Below are 16,561 nucleotides of genomic sequence, written 5' to 3'. Positions count from 1 at the left end.
TCGGCTGAGTGCTCAAGTCGACGTCGCACAGGGAGGAGAATGTGTCTGTGCTGGACGTACGAAGCGTCTCGAAAAGCTTTGGTGCTATCCGCGCCTTGTCAGATGTTAGCTTCGCGGTTGCTGCCGGCGAGGTGGTTGGCCTGATGGGCGACAACGGTGCCGGGAAATCGACCATGGTGAAGCTGATTGCGGGGAACTTCCCACCCTCCGACGGCGAAATCGCGGTGGACGGCAAGGTCTGCCATTTCCACAAGCCGATCGAGGCACGGGGCGAAGGGATCGAGGTCGTCTATCAAGATCTGGCCTTGGCCGACAATCTGACGGCCGCCCAAAATGTCTTTCTCGGCCGCGAGATTAAGAAGGGGTTTTGGCCGCTCCGCGTGCTCGACAAGCAGGCGATGATCAACCGCTCGGCAAAACTGTTCGCGGAGCTGAAGTCGGAGACGCGGCCGCGCGATCTGGTCAAAAAAATGTCAGGCGGCCAGCGGCAGGCGGTCGCCATTGCCCGCACCCGGCTATCCAACTCCAAGCTCGTGCTGATGGATGAGCCGACCGCGGCGATTTCGGTCCGCCAGGTAGCCGAGGTGCTGGAGCTGATCCGGCGGCTCAAATCGCAAAATGTGTCGGTAATGCTGATCAGCCACCGCATGCCCGATGTGTTCGCGGTCTGCGACCGCATCATCGTGCTGAGACGCGGCTCGAAAGTGGCCGACAAGGCGACGGAGAAGACGTCGCCGGAGGAGATCACCGGCCTAATTACGGGAGCGATCCGTGATGCATAGCCAGAGCGACATGCTGAAGGAAGGCCATGCGTCCATCGGTGATGTGGTCGGCATAATAGAGCAGAGCGTTTTCCAGAAGATGATCGCCAGCCAGGCCTTCTGGGTCGCGATCGCGCTTTTCGTGTTGGTGGTCTTCATGACGTGGCTGGAGCCCAGCTTCGGCACGGTCGACAACGTTACCAACACCACCCGCAATTTTGCACCTATCGCCATCACGGGGCTGGGCATGACGGTGGTGCTGATCACCGGCGGCATCGATCTGTCGGTCGGCTCGGTGATGGGGCTGGTCGCGATCGTCGCCGGCCTGCTGCTCACTTGGCACCAGCCTTGGTATGTGGCGTTTGGCGCGGGTCTGCTCGCAGGCATCGCCTGCGGAGCCTTTAACGGTTTCTTCGTGGCCTATATCGGCATGCCGTCCTTCGTGGTGACGCTAGGCATGCTGTCGATCGCGCGCTCGCTGGCGGTCGTGCTGTCCGGCAACCAGATGCTTTACCAGTTCGGACCCGATGCGCCGATCGTCAAGGCCATCGGCCAGGCCAAATGGCCGAGGCACACGCCTGACGGCTGGGTGCCTCATTGGATCCCGGAACTGTCCTCGCAGTTCTGGGTGATGGTGATCCTCGCGCTCATCGTCGGCTCCGTCTTCATTTTCACCGCCTGGGCGCGCCACCTCTTCGCGATCGGCGGCAACGAGAACGCCTCGCGGATGACCGGCGTCCCCGTCGACTGGATCAAATTCCAGGCCTATGTCTTCTGCGCATTTACCGCATCGATCGCGTCCCTGCTGCTGCTCGGCTACAGCGGCTCGGCCATCAACGCGATGGGAACCGGCTACGAGTTGAGGGTGATCGCCGGCACCGTCATCGGGGGGGCCAGCCTGATGGGCGGCTACGGAACCGCGTTTGGCGCTGTGATCGGTTCGGCCTTCCTCGAGGTCATCCGCAACGCGCTGCTGATGGCCGGGATCGATTCGAACTGGCAGGGCGCCTTTGTCGGGGCCTTCATCATTCTTGCCGTGCTTCTCGGCATGCAGACCTCGGGCAAGTCGCTGCGGGCGACGCTGGAGGGTATGTTTACCTGGAAGCGCAAATAGAATCCGGCGGCCGCAAGCCGTCGGGGATAGTGGACGTCAAAACAAAGTGGAGGAACAGGTGAAAAAATACATTCTGACGGCGGCCGTGGCGTTTTCCGCGCTGATGGCAGGGCAGGCCTATGCCCAGCAGAAATACGTCTTCGCCCTTGTGCCGAAGAACATGAACAATCCTTTCTTCGACCAGGCTCGTGACGGCTGCAAGAAGGCCGAAGCCGAATCCAGCGGCGCGATCGAATGCATGTATATCGGCCCCGGCGAGCATGGCGGCGGCGAGGAGCAGGTGCAGATCGTGCAGGACCTGGTGGCCAAGAAGGTCGACGGCATCGCCGTCGCCCCGTCGAACGCCGCGGCAATGGCCGTCGCGCTTCAGGCCGCCAAGGAAGCGGGCATTCCCGTGCTTACCTGGGACTCGGATGTGCTACCGGAGAACAAGGACCTGCGTGTCGCCTATATCGGCAGCACAATTACGAAATTGGCGTCAACCTCGCCAAGATCGTGCAGACCATCAAGCCGAAAGGTGGCACCATCTGTATCCAGTCGGGCGGAGCTGCCGCGGCCAACCACAATGAGCGCATGAAGGGTATACGCGATACGCTGGCCGGCAAGGAGTCGGCCGCCTCGCCAGGTGATGCCCTGACCGGCCAGAACGGCTGGACGGAAGCACCGGGCTGCCCTCTCTATACCAACGACGACTTCCCTCTGTCGGTTCAGCAGTTCCAGGACTTCATGGCGAAGACGCCAAACCTCGACGCCTTCGTGCCGACAGGCGGCTTTCCGCAATTCATACCGGATGCGAATCGCGCTGCGGTCGAGCCGTACAAGGATAAGATCGCCAAGAAGGAGCTGGCTCTGGTCGTCGCCGACACGCTGCCGGTGCAGATGGACCAGATGAAGGAAGGCCTGTCGCTCGGCCAGGTCGGACAGCGGCCGTTCGAAATGGGCTACAAGACCATGCTGGCGCTGAAGGACATCAAGGACGGCAAGCCCGCGCCGGCCGACCCGACCTACACCGGTCTCGACGTCTGCACCCCCGAAACCGCCGACACCTGCATCGGAAAGTAGGCGGGGGGCGCAACTCTGCGGCGGGCGAGGGATGACTCTTGCCCGCCTTTGCCCCTGAGAGGCGACAACAGACCCATCGAGCGACTGGCAAATCGACCGCTGCCGTCAGGCCTCAGAGACGCTCCGCGGGCCACGGCGTGACCATTTTTAGACGAGTGCCGGGAGTGATCCCATTCGGGAGGAGCAATTGAGAAAGATACGATATGCCGTGGTGGGCGCGGGCTGGATCACACAGGAAGCCTTTATGCCCGGTGTGTCCCAGACCGGAAACTCGACAATCACGGCGATCGTCAGCGGCTCGGCCAAAAACGCCGCCAAGCTCGCCGAATTCTACGGCGTGGAACACGTCTTCAGCTATGAGCAGTACGACCAGATGCTCGCATCGGACGTCGCCGATGCAGTTTACGTGGCATTGCCGAACTCCATGCATGCCGACTATGCGATCCGAGCCCTGAGAGCCGGCAAGCACGCGCTCGTTGAGAAGCCGCTGGCCACGACCGAGGCGGAATGCGAGGCGATGATCGCCGCCGCCAATGAGAGCGGAGCGTACCTGATGACGGCGTATCGGCTGCACAACGAGCCCGGCACTGTCGAGGTCCTGGAGCGCATCCGCAGCGGTGAGATCGGCGATCCCCGCATCTTTGCCGCGGTCTTCTCCTTCGTAGCGTCGTCCGACAATCACCGCCTCAAGGCCGCCTATTGGGGCGGTCCCTTGCAGGACATCGGCGTCTACTGCCTGAATGCCGCGCGCCATATCTTTGCCACTGAGCCGATCGAGGCAGTCGCGGTAAGGAGTTTCGGCAGCGCCTCAGTCGGGGAGGTAGAGGAAAGCATTGCCGTGACGTTGCGCTTCCCCGAGGGCCGGCTTGCACAGTTCATTGCCAGCTTCGGCGCGGACAATTCGGATTTTTACCACGTGGCCGGAACGAAGGGGAGCGTAACGGCCGACCCTGGCTTCCGTTTCGAGACTGCCGTGCAAATGAAGCTTCGGCATGGCGACATCAGAACCGAAAAGACGTTCCCGCAGACAGACCATTTCGCCGGACAGACCGCGTATTTCTCCGACTGCATCCTGAATGCACAACCGCCTGAAGCCGACGGTGGAGAAGGATTTGCCGACGTGCGCGCCCTGCTTGCCATTGAGCGCGCCGCCAGCACCGGTCAGCCTCAGAAGATAGACACGCCGGCACGGCAGGTTCATCCTACTGCGGATATGATCCGCATCTTGCCTACAACGGACCAGCGGCTGCTTCTCTGACGCGCTTTCGCCCGCGGAGCCGGCCAGGATTCATTGCGAGAAGCGTCTCACGAAACGGCATCGCGTACCGCGTTGTACCGTGCAACCGTTCATGCGGAGGCAGTCACGATCTTGTTTCCGAACGTGCTCGACGGGCTGCGCTGGGTGAAATTCATCCAGGCGGCCGCCGACTCGCACGAGGCCGGAAAAGCCCGGACAACCGGCTGGCTTGACTGAACGCATTGGAATAATACGGAGGTCAACTTGAGTATACGCGTTGGAATTATCGGCGTAGGGGTAATGGGTGCGGATCACGCGCGGATGCTCGCATCACCTCAAGCCCGGCTTGCCGCCCGACGGGAGCATTCCGCGCCCGTCATCGCTGCCCTGAAACCATGGTTCGAAAAGCAGCTATCGATGATCTCCTCCGGCTCTGGCCTGGCCGAAGACATCCGGCATGGGCTCGGCCACTGGCAAGGCCTGACCCGCTTCCTGGACGATGGCCGCCTGGAACTCGACACCAACCCGGTCGAAAACGCGATCAGGCCAGTATGCCTCACCAGAAAAAAATGCCCTGTTTGCAGGTCACGAAGTCGGGGCCGAAAATTGGGCGCTGCTCGCCTCCATCGCCACCTGCAGGCTCAACGACCTCAACCCGGTCGCCTACCTCGCCGAAACCCTCGACGCCATCATCAACGGCCATCCGCAGACCCAGATCGAGGAACTCATGCCCTGGCGATTCCGAAAAACGTCAAGCCCAAATCCACAGGCGATCCGCGAGGCGCTCACCCTAAGTTTTATCATTGACGGTCTGACTTGACGTCTGGCCCGAGGGCGGCGTTCGCTACTATTCCGAAACTTAAGGTTTCGCCCTACCGCGTAATTGGGGTCGGCTGTCTTAAGAGGGCCGCTGCCCAGGGTGCCTACTTCTTAACGCATTGGCGGACTGGTGCGGCCGAGCAAACTTCGCCCACGCCGCAGTCCAGGTCGCGTGAACAAGGTTTCGGCATTTGCGGTGGCTCCAGCGTGACGAAGGGCGTCCTCGGCTCTTCCCCCGGTCTCGCCGTTCTCGGGAGGAAGGCGCCGGGATCACCGAGCGACTTCACATATCGATAGAATGACCGAATGTCGCTCTCCGGCATGACGCGAACGTTGTACCAAGGCATCGGCGGCAATGTGCGAAGTGTCTTGATGTAGGTTACATACCCGTCTTCGCTAAGGTCTTGCGCGCTCCATCTCAGATTGCTTGCATAGGTTGTGCCCCACGGCCCCCGCCAACCTATTACTTTCCCTCTCAATGCCTTGGTGGGGTCGAGTGCGCCTTCGGCTTCCCTGTAGCCGTCAGTATGGCAGTCGTGACAGCTGCCGACGATGGAAACCAGCCGTCCTCTCTCGACAGACACCTCCTCTGCCGCAAACGCTGCCCCCGATGCTGTCAATATTGCTGAGCCAACCAGGAGCTTAATGAAGTGCATGGTAGCCTCCAGCGCCCTCACACCGCTCGCTCAAAGCCAATAACAACGTCGAGACTTTACCACAATTTTGAAAGTTGGGGTGGGGAAAGCAACGGATCGTTGGAGGCAATAGTCCCTAAGAGGCTCCTGGGACACTGTCGACAATCGCAGCACAGCACTACGTTCGACAACTGGGCGCTGCTCGTCTCCATCGTGGCCACCTGCAGGCTCAACGACGTCAACCCGGTCGCCTACCTCGCCGAAACCCTCGACGCCATCATCAACGGCCATCCGCAAACCCAGATCGAGGAACTCATGCCCTGGCGATTCCGGAAAACGTCAAGCCCAAATCCATAGGCGATCCGCGAGGCGCTTACGCTTCCACCGCAACGGTCTCGCTGCTTTCGCCCCTGCGCACCGAGATCAATTCGGGTCTGTCGCGAGGAACGGCCTATCCCGCGGACTGGCGTCCTCGCTTCACCGATGCCTATCGCCTGCAGGCCCAGGCCTGGATCCATTCAATACTCAGCGGAATTCCGGCCGGAGCAAGCTGCTGGACGGATACCGGGCTGCAATCGCCGCCGAGGCGGGTCTGCAATCACTATCAGAAGGGCGAAAGGCAGTTATTGGCGCAATGAGTAAGCCAGAACTGTACAAATAGCTGACGGCATTTGAATTCATAATGACCTCGGCAGCCGACTAATAATCTTCTTTTTCAGGCCCCTCCCGTCAGCGTGTTCCACGCAGCCGGTGCGCTGCTTCGGCTCGTCGCAGGGACACGTGCGTGTTCTGTAGGATCATTTCGCGAAACGCCTCGTTTGATACTGCAAAGTTGTACTATCGTGTCCAACATCAGATGGGACGCAGTCCCAACAAACATGCAGTTCAGACAGTCGATTACGCGTCTTTGTTGAAGTGGTGCTGTACCAAATGCAGTACCGGCCTTGAAACGGTTGATCCAGTTCGTCGCTCATCAGGCCATAAGCCGCGGGCGGCTGTGTACGGGAGGGCTGAACGAAACCTCGTTCACGCTCCCTCGCTACTCCGTGAGACCCCTCATTTCCTTTCTCGCAGCCTCAGTCCGGAACTCAAGGTATTTGGCCAAATCGGCGAGATGGACGCCCTTGGCACACTTCTGACTGTCCTCGATCCGCGCGAGCGGAAGGGCAATTTCCCCCATGGAAATCTTTCGGACCAACTTCGGCGGCGTCAGGTGGGAGAAATAGTCTCGGCAGACCTCATCGATCGGGATGATGGCCTTGCCACCATACTGAGCCATCAAAAGCAGTGCTGTGTTCATTCCAGGTTGCTATCCCTGTTAGGAGCTTGGCAGACTAGCAAGCCGCCCAACGGGTTCAACGGCCGGGCAGGGGGCGCGTGCAAAAGGGTGGGCGCGACCTAAGCAACGGCCGGGGCGTTCAAGTCGCTAGAGGGATACCGCCAATACAGTGCTGTGACCGAGTTCGTTTGCTGACGGGCTTCTTAATCGGCGCAAATCGGTCCGACTCCAACCTCCGCAACCAGTTCCAGCATAAATCACTAATAGTCGCGATCTGATCAAAGCCCCGCCGGAAAAAACGGCAAGGCTTTTCCCACGGCAGGTTTGGCGAAGCGCGGAAGCGCACTCTGCCGCCCAGAGTAAGCGGCCTGCACGGTGAAGACGAGAGGGACGCTTTTCCAAGCGCGGAGTTCGAATCCCTCCGAGCCCACCAAGTCGCCTCCCTGCAATGCTGGCCTGGACCTGTCAAATCGTCACGTTAATGATGTCGGTATCGGTGGTTGCGTGTCCCCGCAACCACTTCTGTCATAGTACGATAACCGTCTCGGTCTAACCGAGGCGGTTTTTTCGTGTGGCGAGTTGAAAATGTCTGGATTGCGTGAGGCCGTGAGGCCGGGCATTAAGGCGCATATTTTGCGGGAAGGCCTTCATGAACCTCAATCATCGGCAGAATGCGCCGTGCAGTGTAACCATCCGGTGTGGACCGCGGCAGACGCCGTTTCGCGTGTTAGACTGCTTGGCATGGAGATCGACACCGACAAGATTGACGCGTGCAGCGGTGGTGCTTCGACGTAGAAATCGGAAAACACGCTCGCGGCAACTCTGCACTACGCAGATGCGCGCCCATCTCCGGCCACGCAACATCGATCCGCAATTCGGAGCCATGTAGTGGTAGGTGGCGGCGCAGGACCGCTACATCGCCAGAGCCATTACCTGAGATAGTGGGTTTGAGGTGGGTGGTAGAGGGAAGGGCGCTGGAAACTAACCTTCTCCATTTTCGGCAATTCGCCAACCGTCGCGATCTCGCGATTGAGCAGTGTCCTCCAGTCACTCATAGCCTGTCATCTCGAGATAGCCGCGCCCGGCATGGGTGCCCTCAAATCGGATCGGGCCTTCCCAATAGGGAGAGCGTGTGTCCATCCAGGCTTCTGGGTTTAGCGTCCGGATGGTCACATCCACTCCGTTTTCCGGCAATTGCACCCTCCAGCGGATCGGCACGCTACGTCCCGCGACTGCCGCCGTTTCGAGCGGCGTCACCCTTAGCGCGCCGGGGGCCTGCGGCTGCGGCCTGCCGTCGGCCTTGATCCATGTGGCCGATGTAAAGCCCGCGCCTCCGTCGCGCAGGCGAAAGCCCATCATCTTTTCGCCGCTGTCGAAATGCAAGGAGAACCAGTCCCACCCGGTCTGATCCTCAGCCAGCGGCTGCGAGGACCATTCGTGGTCCAACCACGCCTGACCGGACACCGCGATCACGCCCGCCGGAAGGGTCAGTGTACCGGTCACGTGGTAGAATGGTTGCGAGTAGTAATAGCTCGCCTGCCCCTTCTCGGATTTCACCGAGTAGCCCTGCACTCCCTGCGGCACCAGAGGGCCTTTGGCGTCCAGTGCCAGTTCGTAGGAAAACGCCTGTCCCGCCGCGTGCAGATCGAGCGCCGACAGCGCATCCGCCTCTGGCAGGGCCCGACCTGCCATCTGCCAGTTGTCAATCCAGGCCGCAAAGGGTGCAGCCGAAACCCCCGCCTGGCCGATGCCGCCCCGTGCCAGCCGTTCGGCCACGAATTGGTGCGTTCGCGTCGTCAGCCCGGCATGGCCCATCCAAAGCTGCGGACTGGACCAGCCGGACCGCTCCACCGGGGCCAGGGCGGATCGGAAAAGAGTCCATTGCACGCCATAGTCCGCTCCATCCGCAGCTTGCAGGTTGGCCGTCAAATACCACCATTCGATCCGGTAACCGGGGTGCGGGCCGTGGTCTGCCGGAAAGTTGAATGCAGTCCCCGGCTGCGGCACTGAAAACCCGTCAGCCTCTGTGCCAAGCCCAGCAAAACCCTGGCCAAAGGCAGGTGCGGCCAAGCTCATGTAGATCAGCAATGCTCTAACGCTCATGTGCAAATACCTTCAGCAAATCCGATGGCGAAAGACGCGCCAGCCGCCAGGCAGGCACGGCGGCTGCAAGTCCGGCCGCCAGCAACGCGAGCGCCGCCAGCCGCGCCCAGTCACCGGGAAAAAGGTGCATCGGCAGACGCCAGCCAAAAGCCTCCACATTCACCACCGCCAGTAGAACAAAGGCGAGCCCGATACCTACAGACAGAGCGGCCAGCATGGTCAAGGCTGCCAACAACAAGCCGCGCCAAAGCTCCAGCCATACGAGGTGGCGGCGGGGCAGACCCATGGCCCAGACCGGCGCCAGTTGCGGTAGGCGCATCCCCGACAGGGTCATGAGGCTCGCAAACATCGCCAGCCCCGCGACTCCCAGCGTCAGCACATTCAGCGCGGCTGTCACTCTGAATGTGCGCTCAAACACTTTGAGCGAAAAGACCTTGATCCCGGCCTGGTCAATCACGTTCTGCGCGGGCAGCCCGAATTCCGCCCGCAAACCCGCAGCCAGTGCTTCGGCCTTGCCGGGGGCAATCCGAATGGCATAGCGCAGGCGGGAGACGTCAGGATAGTGCTGGAGCAGTTTGTCGATCCCGATGATCACTTGGCCGATCGGGTTGCCATAGTCGGCATAGACGCCGACGATGCTGGCCCGCCAGCCACCGGGCAGCGTGATCTGGTCCCCTAAGCCCAACTCCTGGCTCCGCGCCAGTTGTTCGTTGATCAGGGCGCCGTCGCCTGTGGCGATCCGGTCCCACACCCCCGGCACTGCAGAGAGGATCGGCCAGTTGTCGCGATAGGTGCCATGATCGGCCACGCCGTATATTGCCGCGGGCTGGCCTGCGACCCGGCCCTCAATGCTCCAGATCGGCAGGACCGCGTCGCTGCGCTGGGCCAGCCAGTCGCGTATCGCCGTGGCCTCTGCTTCGGTGCGGGCGGTCACGTAAAGCTCTGAGGCGAGACGCTGATCGAGCCAGCCGGTGAAGGTCAGCCGAAAGCTCGACACCATCGTGCTGACGCCCACATTGACGGCCAGCGCAAGCAGCAGTGCCATTAGCGCCAATGACAGGCCGGGAAGCTGTTGACGCGTGTCGGCCCAAAACCATTCAGCCAATGGTCCACGCGCCAAGCGGCCGCCAAGGTGCAATATCCCCGTCAGCACGAGCGGCAGCGCCAGTGCCGCCCCCATCAGCAGTGCCGCCAGAAGCGCAAAGCCCGCCTCGAGGCCGGATCCGAAGTGTGCAATTCCCGCCGCCGTCAACAGGAGCACCATCGCAGCCACGCCTTGCGCGCGCAGGGCCCGCTCTGAAGCCCGCGCCCAGGCCCGAGGCTGGGCCGGCGCAAGCAGCGGCAGGTGCCATAGCCGCCAGAGGCTTTGTGCGGCCGCTACCAGCGTGCCGATTACCGCGATCGCCAGCCCCGCTGCCCACACTGCGGGGCGGATCGACAGCGTTCCCGGCACATCGGCCCCGTAAAGTCCGCGCAGGGTGGCGGCGACGTCGGGCAAAAGGGCCGAGGCGACTACATAGCCAAGTGCCACGCCCACCAATCCCGCGAGGAGGGCGAAGATCAGCAGCTCGGCGATCAGCAAAAGGACCAGCACGCGGGCCGGCAAGCCCAGTGCGCGCAGCGTGCGAAACACCGGGCGGCGCTGTTCAAAAGCCAGACCGATGGCGGAATGCACGATGAAGAGCCCCACCGCAAAGGCAAGAAAACCGAAAGCCGTCAGGTTCAGGTGAAAACTGTCGGTCAGCCTGGCAAGATCCCCCGTTTCACTCGGCTCGCGCAGGGTCAGGCCGGGGGCTGTCACCTCTAGAGGGGCACGGCCAATCGGTTGGTCCGGCCAGAGCAAAAGACGAGAGATCTTGTCCTTTGCCCCAAGCAAGACCTGCGCCTGCCCGATGTCGGTGAGGACTGTGCCAGGCGGCAAACCCTCGGCCACGCGCACGGGAGGTGTTGCTTGCTCGGTTAGTCGTGCCGCGGTTTCCGGAGTTGCATAGAGCACCCCGGGCGCCGTGATGAACGGCAATAGCTCATCACCCACTGCAACATCCACCTGCTGCGCCTGCGGCGGCAAAGTCAGTGGGTCAATGCCGAGGACGCGCAACCGCACATCCCCAAACCGCATTTCACCTTCAATCACCGGCGAAGCCAGCCAGCCTGCTCGCCGCAGTCTCACAAACACCTGTTGATCCATCCGGGTCCCGTCCTCACGCACCAGTTGCGCGAGCCGGTCCTGCCCAAGGATCGCCGCTGCACGGTCATAGCTCGCCCGCGCCTCACCGTTGATCGCCTGAATCGCTGACCACAACGCCGTTGCCAGCGATAGCCCCAAAAGCAGCATCGCCAGTTGGACAGGCCGCCTGCGCCAATGCGACAAGAGCGCTGACAACCCGGTCCACACCATCAAGCCAGCCGTCCCGCGTGCAGGTGAACGTGGGTGTTCAGCCGGTTTGCCAGACGGTTGGAATGGGTAACCATTAACAGGGCGGCACCCGTTTCAGCCACCAGCGACAGCATAAGATCGAGTACAGCGTCCCCTGTTGCCTCATCGAGATTGCCCGTGGGCTCATCGGCCAAAACCAGCCGGGGCCGAACGGCTAGGGTCCGCCCAATCGCCACCCGCTGTTGTTGCCCACTCGACAGCTGTTCAGGGTAGCGCGTTAGGACCTTGGCCAGGCCCAGCCGTTCAGCAAGGACCTTCAGCCACGCCGGATCAGGACGGCCGGCAAGTCGAGCCTGAAAGGCAAGGTTGGCTGCCACATCAAGCGAAGGGATCAGGTTGAACTGCTGGAACACAAGTCCGACTGTTCCCCGCCGCAGGGCGGCAAGGGCCGTATCGTTCAGCCCCACAATATTGGTACCGCCAAGGTGGATTTCTCCCGCATCAGGGCTGTCGAGCCCTGCAACGAGGTGCAAAAGCGTGCTCTTGCCGCTGCCAGACTCGCCGGTCAGCGCAAGGCTCTTGCCCGCCTCCAGCGAAAGATCGATCCCGTGCAGAACATGCAACGGCCCTTCGCCAGTGGGGTAGAATTTGTCGATCTGGTCCAGCCTCAGCAGCATGTTACTCCCCGGAGGCCCGCGTGCTTCTGACACGGCATGCCAGTGAAATAGCGCCAAACAACGACCCCTTTCATACAGCCTCCAAACCCACTGCCTTAATTGGACAATGGTTTTCTTCAGAGGCTCGCGTTTTGCATCTAACGCGACCTCCACTTGGAATTCGATGTACAATTACGATCTAGAGCGGTTCTCAGCTAGGCGGGATAGGCGTTGACCGTGCCGTCGCAACTCACTCTCCAAACGGAACTGGAGCGCTGCCTTCAATTCCTCAGCAGTCCCGATGCCGTTGCTGAAAAGCGCCATGATTATGCCTGCAGCCTGGTCACACTCAGGCGTGCTTGGCTCTATGCCAGCCTCACGGGAATACGCGATCAAACCTTTCGGGCAAAGAGTTCCTCTTCGATCTTTGCGCGGTTGTTTCCATACTTTTTTACCAGCCTGAGGGCATCAGCCCGTTCGAGATGGTGCTTCTTCATGAGGTACCCGACTTCATAGTCTTCGCCACCGTCGACCCGTGCTCTGTCTTGCGGACCACGCTTTGACTTGTCGTCTGCCATGACAACCTCCATGGGCGATCGCCTCGCCCAAACGTGTCAAGGATAATCCTCTAATCGACGGGGACAAGGACGTAGTCGCCAACCATGTCGAAACCGCACAACTCCGCGGTCGCAGGGATAAGCCGATCCCTTACGGGGAACGCTTTGCTCGTCCGCCGTTCGAAGCGTCGAGGTCTTCTGGGCTGGTACACGTTCTTGCGGCCGTGGGAGGAAGCTTTCCGCGCGACATCACGAATGGAGTCCCTTGATGCATCGAAGGTCGCCAAATAACCCGCTTCGGCTGTGGCTGCTTCCGGTTTTGCGTTCGCGAGCGCTTCAATCTCAATCAAGAACGGCATTTCAAACATGCCATCGTAGCCGAGAAAATGGAGGTATTGTCCGGCCTCGTCGTAGCTGCGGCTTCGGTTCGGAAAAGTCAGCGCCAAGGTTGAACATACCTCAAGCCGTCAAGAACCGCGTAGCGAACGTCTGTTGCAGGCTCGCGGCCTTGCGTCTCTTCGCATTGTGCGCGTTCAGAATTACGGCGGTTTCGAAGCTAAACTGCCACTCGCTTGATCCCGCTGCCCGGCCAGCGATGGAGCCGGGCTACTCCAGCACAGACTCTGCCCGTCGATCACCTCGATCGGCACGGACTCCAGACCGACATCGTCGAACAGCCGCGCATTTGACCGCGTTCGCCAAATTAATGGCCGGATCTTTGCGAAGCCTCCGCATTTTCGTGGGGGAAGCCCTCCCAGCATCATCGTGATTGGACTTCACGATCGGTTGGAGTCACGCTGGCCGCAGGCATAAGAAGGATATGGGTGGACCAACTATCGTCCGAATAGGAGGCCAAAATGAAACACCAGACGATCGAGCAACTGCAGATCGTCGCCGAGATCGATCAGGCCTACCCGCGCCAGGCCATGTCGCGCAGCGAGCGTCTTGAACACTGGGCGGAGCTCCTTGAACGGAACCCTGACCGGCGCCTCTCGACGCTGCACCAGACCGAGTATCAGCCGGTTAGAGCACGCGGGGCCATGCGCGGCGACGGCTCGCCGATCTCAGTCGCTTTCGAGGATCCTGTCCTCCGCGCCGCCGGGTTGGAAAACGACAACTACGGCGAAGCGAAGCGGTTCTTCGAACTGACCGACAGGCAATTGCATGAGATCATCTGCTATTGCCATTTCGGCGCGACGGTGACCGCCGCAACGGCCGCCCGTCACATCCGTGCGGCGATTGCCGGGAGACAGCCCGGCATGTTCGCTCGGATGCGTGAGGCGTTCGTCGGATAAAGCCAGCGCCGTTTCGCAGCATCATTTTTGAAGCGGCTCGCATGGAAAGCCGCCGCCGTAGCGCAGGCAACCGCTCCCCACGCGGGGAGGCTGCGTTGCATGAGGGGGTGCGGCTTTCCGCAGGAGCACGCCGACGCCCCTCCTGCATCTTTTCCATCCGAACCGGAAAGATCCCAATGCTGCCAGTACATCCGTGGTCAGCGCCGTGGTTCAAAGGCTCGAACAGAGCGACATGCGCGCCGGATAAGCGCTATACATTCGCCGTCGAAAATTCGGTGCTTCATGGTGGGTCGAAGGTCGCGGACCTATGTCGATCGGGACCGGGAAAGCCAAATCGTGCCAAATTTTCGCGAACTGTATATAAACATTCAATCAAGGCTCAATAGGTTTGGTGCGTAATTGCGGGTTAATATAGTCTGTTGTCGGCAAAAGTAAGAGGGATGAATTACAATAAAATTGCTTATGGCTCCGCCTTTCGGATGGCCAAAAGCGCCGGTAACAACGACTGATTTACATTTCAAATATTTTCGGTTGAGGAATTAAAAATTTGGCACTCCTATCATTCGAGTGCCAAAGGGGCTATGTTAAGTGTTGCAGTCGCTCTATGTGCGGCGGCAGAAAGAACCCCAATGAAATTCCGACCACTCCACGACCGCGTCGTCATTCGGCGCGCGGAAGGCGATACCAAATCCAAGGGCGGGATCATTATTCCCGACACCGCCAAGGAAAAGCCTCAGGAAGGCGAAGTGATCGCCGTCGGCCCGGGCTCGCGTAACGAGAGCGGCAAGCTGATCCCGCTCGACGTCAAGGCCGGCGATCTCATCCTGTTCGGCAAATGGTCCGGCACCGAGGGCAAGATCGATGGCGAGGACCTCCTGATCATGAAGGAGAGCGACATTTTGGGCATCGTCGAGAAGACCAAAGCGGCCAAGAAAGCCGCCTGACCGGGCGATTTCCGATCCCGCAATTTCAAGACTGAACTGGACGTAAAATCATGTCTGCCAAGGAAATCAAATTCGCTACCGATGCCCGCGACCGGATGCTTCGCGGCGTCGAAATTCTGAACAACGCCGTCAAGGTGACGCTCGGCCCCAAAGGCCGCAATGTCGTCATCGACAAGGCCTATGGCGCGCCGCGCATCACCAAGGATGGTGTCGCCGTCGCCAAGGAAATCGAGCTTGCCGACAAGTTCGAGAACATGGGCGCCCAGATGGTGCGCGAAGTGGCCTCGAAGACCAACGACCTTGCCGGCGACGGCACGACGACAGCCACGGTGCTGGCCGCTTCCATCCTGCGCGAAGGTGCCAAATTCGTTGCCGCGGGCATGAACCCGATGGATCTCAAGCGCGGCATCGACCTTGCTGTGGCTGCTGTGGTGAAGGACATTCAAACCAGGGCCAGGAAAGTCAAATCTTCGGACGAGATCGCCCAGGTTGGTACGATCGCCGCCAATGGCGACGCGTCGGTCGGCGCCATGATCGCCAAGGCGATGAACAAGGTCGGCAATGAGGGCGTGATCACCGTCGAAGAAGCCAAGACAGCCGAAACCGAACTCGATGTCGTCGAAGGCATGCAGTTCGACCGCGGCTATCTCTCGCCCTATTTCGTCACCAATGCCGAGAAGATGCGCGCGGAGCTGGAGGACCCTTACGTTCTCATCCATGAGAAGAAGCTCGGCAACTTGCAGGCGTTGCTGCCGATCCTCGAAGCTGTGGTTCAAAGCGGTAAGCCGCTGCTGATCATCTCGGAAGACGTCGAAGGCGAGGCGCTGGCGACGCTGGTCGTCAACAAGCTGCGCGGCGGCCTCAAGGTCGCGGCCGTCAAGGCGCCAGGCTTCGGTGACCGGCGCAAGGCGATGCTGGAAGACATTGCCGTGCTCACCGCCGGCCAGATGATTTCCGAGGATCTCGGCATCAAACTCGAGAACGTCACCATCGACATGCTCGGGCGGGCTAAGCGCGTGCTCATAGAGAAGGATACGACGACGATCATCGACGGCGCCGGCGAGAAAGCCACCATCCAGGCGCGCGTCCAGCAGATCAAGTTGCAGATCGAGGAAACGACCTCGGATTACGACAAGGAGAAACTCCAGGAGCGGCTGGCGAAGCTGGCTGGCGGCGTTGCTGTCATTCGCGTCGGCGGCGCGACCGAGACGGAAGTCAAGGAAAAGAAGGACCGCATCGATGATGCGCTGAACGCCACTCGTGCAGCCGTGGAAGAAGGCATCGTTGCCGGCGGCGGTGTTGCGCTTTTGCGCGCCAAGGCAGCTTTGACTGAGCTTACTGGCGCGAATGCTGACATGACGGCAGGTATTTCGATTGTGCTGAGAGCACTTGAAGCGCCGATCCGCCAGATTGCCGAGAATTCCGGCGTCGAGGGCTCGATCGTCGTCGGCAAGCTCGCCGACAGCAAGGATCACAATCAGGGTTTTGATGCCCAGAACGAGATCTACGTCGACATGATCAAGGCCGGTATCGTCGACCCCGCCAAGGTCGTTCGGACGGCCCTGCAGGATGCCGGCTCGATTGCCGCGCTCCTGATCACCGCTGAAGCAATGATCGCGGACATTCCGCAGAAGGATGCGTCCGCTATGGGTGGCGCAGGAGGTATGGGCGGAATGGGCGGAATGGACTACTGAGCGGCGCCTGAAACTATAGCCAGGACGA

The 16,561-nt window shown here is 60.7% G+C and carries 13 protein-coding genes and 2 pseudogenes; 9 read left to right on the top strand and 6 right to left on the bottom strand.

All coding sequences use genetic code 11. From position 1 onward, the window contains the following. Positions 1–41: 41 nt before the first annotated feature. From NKI59_RS30390 to NKI59_RS30360, 6 genes and pseudogenes are all read left to right on the top strand, one after another. Positions 42–782 (top strand): ATP-binding cassette domain-containing protein, encoded by a 741-nt coding sequence (locus tag NKI59_RS30390; protein ID WP_352449986.1) that lies wholly within the window; start codon positions 42–44, stop codon positions 780–782. After that, positions 775–1,875 carry an ABC transporter permease gene (locus NKI59_RS30385; RefSeq protein WP_352708330.1) on the top strand — a complete coding sequence of 367 codons (1,101 nt, stop codon included), beginning with the start codon at positions 775–777 and terminating at the stop codon, positions 1,873–1,875. The genes NKI59_RS30390 and NKI59_RS30385 overlap by 8 nt, the downstream gene beginning before the upstream one ends. Before the next feature lie 103 nt (positions 1,876–1,978). Next, positions 1,979–2,937, top strand: a pseudogene (locus tag NKI59_RS30380) (substrate-binding domain-containing protein). A gap of 208 nt (positions 2,938–3,145) precedes the next feature. Continuing rightward, positions 3,146–4,195 (top strand): Gfo/Idh/MocA family protein, encoded by a 1,050-nt coding sequence (locus NKI59_RS30375; RefSeq protein ID WP_352449985.1) that lies wholly within the window; start codon positions 3,146–3,148, stop codon positions 4,193–4,195. Positions 4,196–4,501: 306 nt separating this feature from the next. Then, positions 4,502–4,994 (top strand): annotated as a pseudogene (locus tag NKI59_RS30365) (IS66 family transposase); the annotation flags it as partial. Between the two features lie 649 nt (positions 4,995–5,643). After that, positions 5,644–5,985 (top strand): transposase domain-containing protein, encoded by a 342-nt coding sequence (locus NKI59_RS30360; protein WP_352708310.1) that lies wholly within the window; start codon positions 5,644–5,646, stop codon positions 5,983–5,985. Between the two features lie 682 nt (positions 5,986–6,667). On the opposite strand, the gene NKI59_RS30355 is transcribed toward NKI59_RS30360, so the two are convergent. From NKI59_RS30355 to NKI59_RS30330, 6 genes are all read right to left on the bottom strand, one after another. Beyond that, on the bottom strand, positions 6,668–6,928 hold the full coding sequence (locus tag NKI59_RS30355; protein ID WP_352449984.1) for a pyocin activator PrtN family protein: 261 nt from the start codon (positions 6,926–6,928) through the stop codon (positions 6,668–6,670). A gap of 1,026 nt (positions 6,929–7,954) precedes the next feature. Then, a complete protein-coding gene (locus NKI59_RS30350; protein WP_352568983.1) occupies positions 7,955–9,010 on the bottom strand; it encodes a lipocalin-like domain-containing protein in 1,056 nt (351 codons plus the stop codon). After that, positions 9,000–11,408, bottom strand: a complete 2,409-nt coding sequence (locus tag NKI59_RS30345; protein ID WP_352708328.1) for an FtsX-like permease family protein — start codon at positions 11,406–11,408, stop codon at positions 9,000–9,002. The genes NKI59_RS30350 and NKI59_RS30345 overlap by 11 nt, the downstream gene beginning before the upstream one ends. Then, positions 11,408–12,064 (bottom strand): ABC transporter ATP-binding protein, encoded by a 657-nt coding sequence (locus tag NKI59_RS30340; protein ID WP_352708308.1) that lies wholly within the window; start codon positions 12,062–12,064, stop codon positions 11,408–11,410. The genes NKI59_RS30345 and NKI59_RS30340 overlap by 1 nt, the downstream gene beginning before the upstream one ends. 371 nt (positions 12,065–12,435) lie before the next feature. After that, positions 12,436–12,621 (bottom strand): DUF3606 domain-containing protein, encoded by a 186-nt coding sequence (locus NKI59_RS30335; protein WP_023676578.1) that lies wholly within the window; start codon positions 12,619–12,621, stop codon positions 12,436–12,438. A gap of 50 nt (positions 12,622–12,671) precedes the next feature. After that, positions 12,672–13,046, bottom strand: a complete 375-nt coding sequence (locus NKI59_RS30330; protein ID WP_023676577.1) for a DUF1488 family protein — start codon at positions 13,044–13,046, stop codon at positions 12,672–12,674. A gap of 411 nt (positions 13,047–13,457) precedes the next feature. On the opposite strand from NKI59_RS30330, the gene NKI59_RS30325 reads away from it, so the two are divergent. The 3 genes from NKI59_RS30325 to groL all read left to right on the top strand — a co-directional run bounded on the left by NKI59_RS30325 (position 13,458) and on the right by groL (position 16,533). Further along, on the top strand, positions 13,458–13,895 hold the full coding sequence (locus NKI59_RS30325) for a hypothetical protein (protein WP_352449982.1): 438 nt from the start codon (positions 13,458–13,460) through the stop codon (positions 13,893–13,895). 629 nt (positions 13,896–14,524) lie between these two features. Next, on the top strand, positions 14,525–14,839 hold the full coding sequence (locus tag NKI59_RS30320) for a co-chaperone GroES (RefSeq protein ID WP_352708306.1): 315 nt from the start codon (positions 14,525–14,527) through the stop codon (positions 14,837–14,839). Between the two features lie 50 nt (positions 14,840–14,889). Then, on the top strand, positions 14,890–16,533 hold the full coding sequence (gene groL, locus NKI59_RS30315) for a chaperonin GroEL (RefSeq protein ID WP_352708304.1): 1,644 nt from the start codon (positions 14,890–14,892) through the stop codon (positions 16,531–16,533). Positions 16,534–16,561 lie beyond the last annotated feature (28 nt).

Source organism: Mesorhizobium sp. M0598 (assembly GCF_040320865.1).
Taxonomy (GTDB): domain Bacteria; phylum Pseudomonadota; class Alphaproteobacteria; order Rhizobiales; family Rhizobiaceae; genus Mesorhizobium.
The sequence above is the reverse complement of the archived record's forward strand: the minus strand, read 5'-3'. Positions and strand labels throughout refer to the sequence as shown.

Coding starts and splice junctions, on each gene's coding strand:
- NKI59_RS30325 (WP_352449982.1), top strand. CDS start 13,458: ATGAAACACCAGACGATCGAGCAACTGCAGATCGTCGCCGAGATCGAT.
- NKI59_RS30355 (WP_352449984.1), bottom strand. CDS start 6,928: ATGAACACAGCACTGCTTTTGATGGCTCAGTATGGTGGCAAGGCCATC.
- NKI59_RS30340 (WP_352708308.1), bottom strand. CDS start 12,064: ATGCTGCTGAGGCTGGACCAGATCGACAAATTCTACCCCACTGGCGAA.
- NKI59_RS30385 (WP_352708330.1), top strand. CDS start 775: ATGCATAGCCAGAGCGACATGCTGAAGGAAGGCCATGCGTCCATCGGT.
- NKI59_RS30335 (WP_023676578.1), bottom strand. CDS start 12,621: ATGGCAGACGACAAGTCAAAGCGTGGTCCGCAAGACAGAGCACGGGTC.
- groL (WP_352708304.1), top strand. CDS start 14,890: ATGTCTGCCAAGGAAATCAAATTCGCTACCGATGCCCGCGACCGGATG.
- NKI59_RS30350 (WP_352568983.1), bottom strand. CDS start 9,010: ATGAGCGTTAGAGCATTGCTGATCTACATGAGCTTGGCCGCACCTGCC.
- NKI59_RS30345 (WP_352708328.1), bottom strand. CDS start 11,408: ATGGTGTGGACCGGGTTGTCAGCGCTCTTGTCGCATTGGCGCAGGCGG.
- NKI59_RS30320 (WP_352708306.1), top strand. CDS start 14,525: ATGAAATTCCGACCACTCCACGACCGCGTCGTCATTCGGCGCGCGGAA.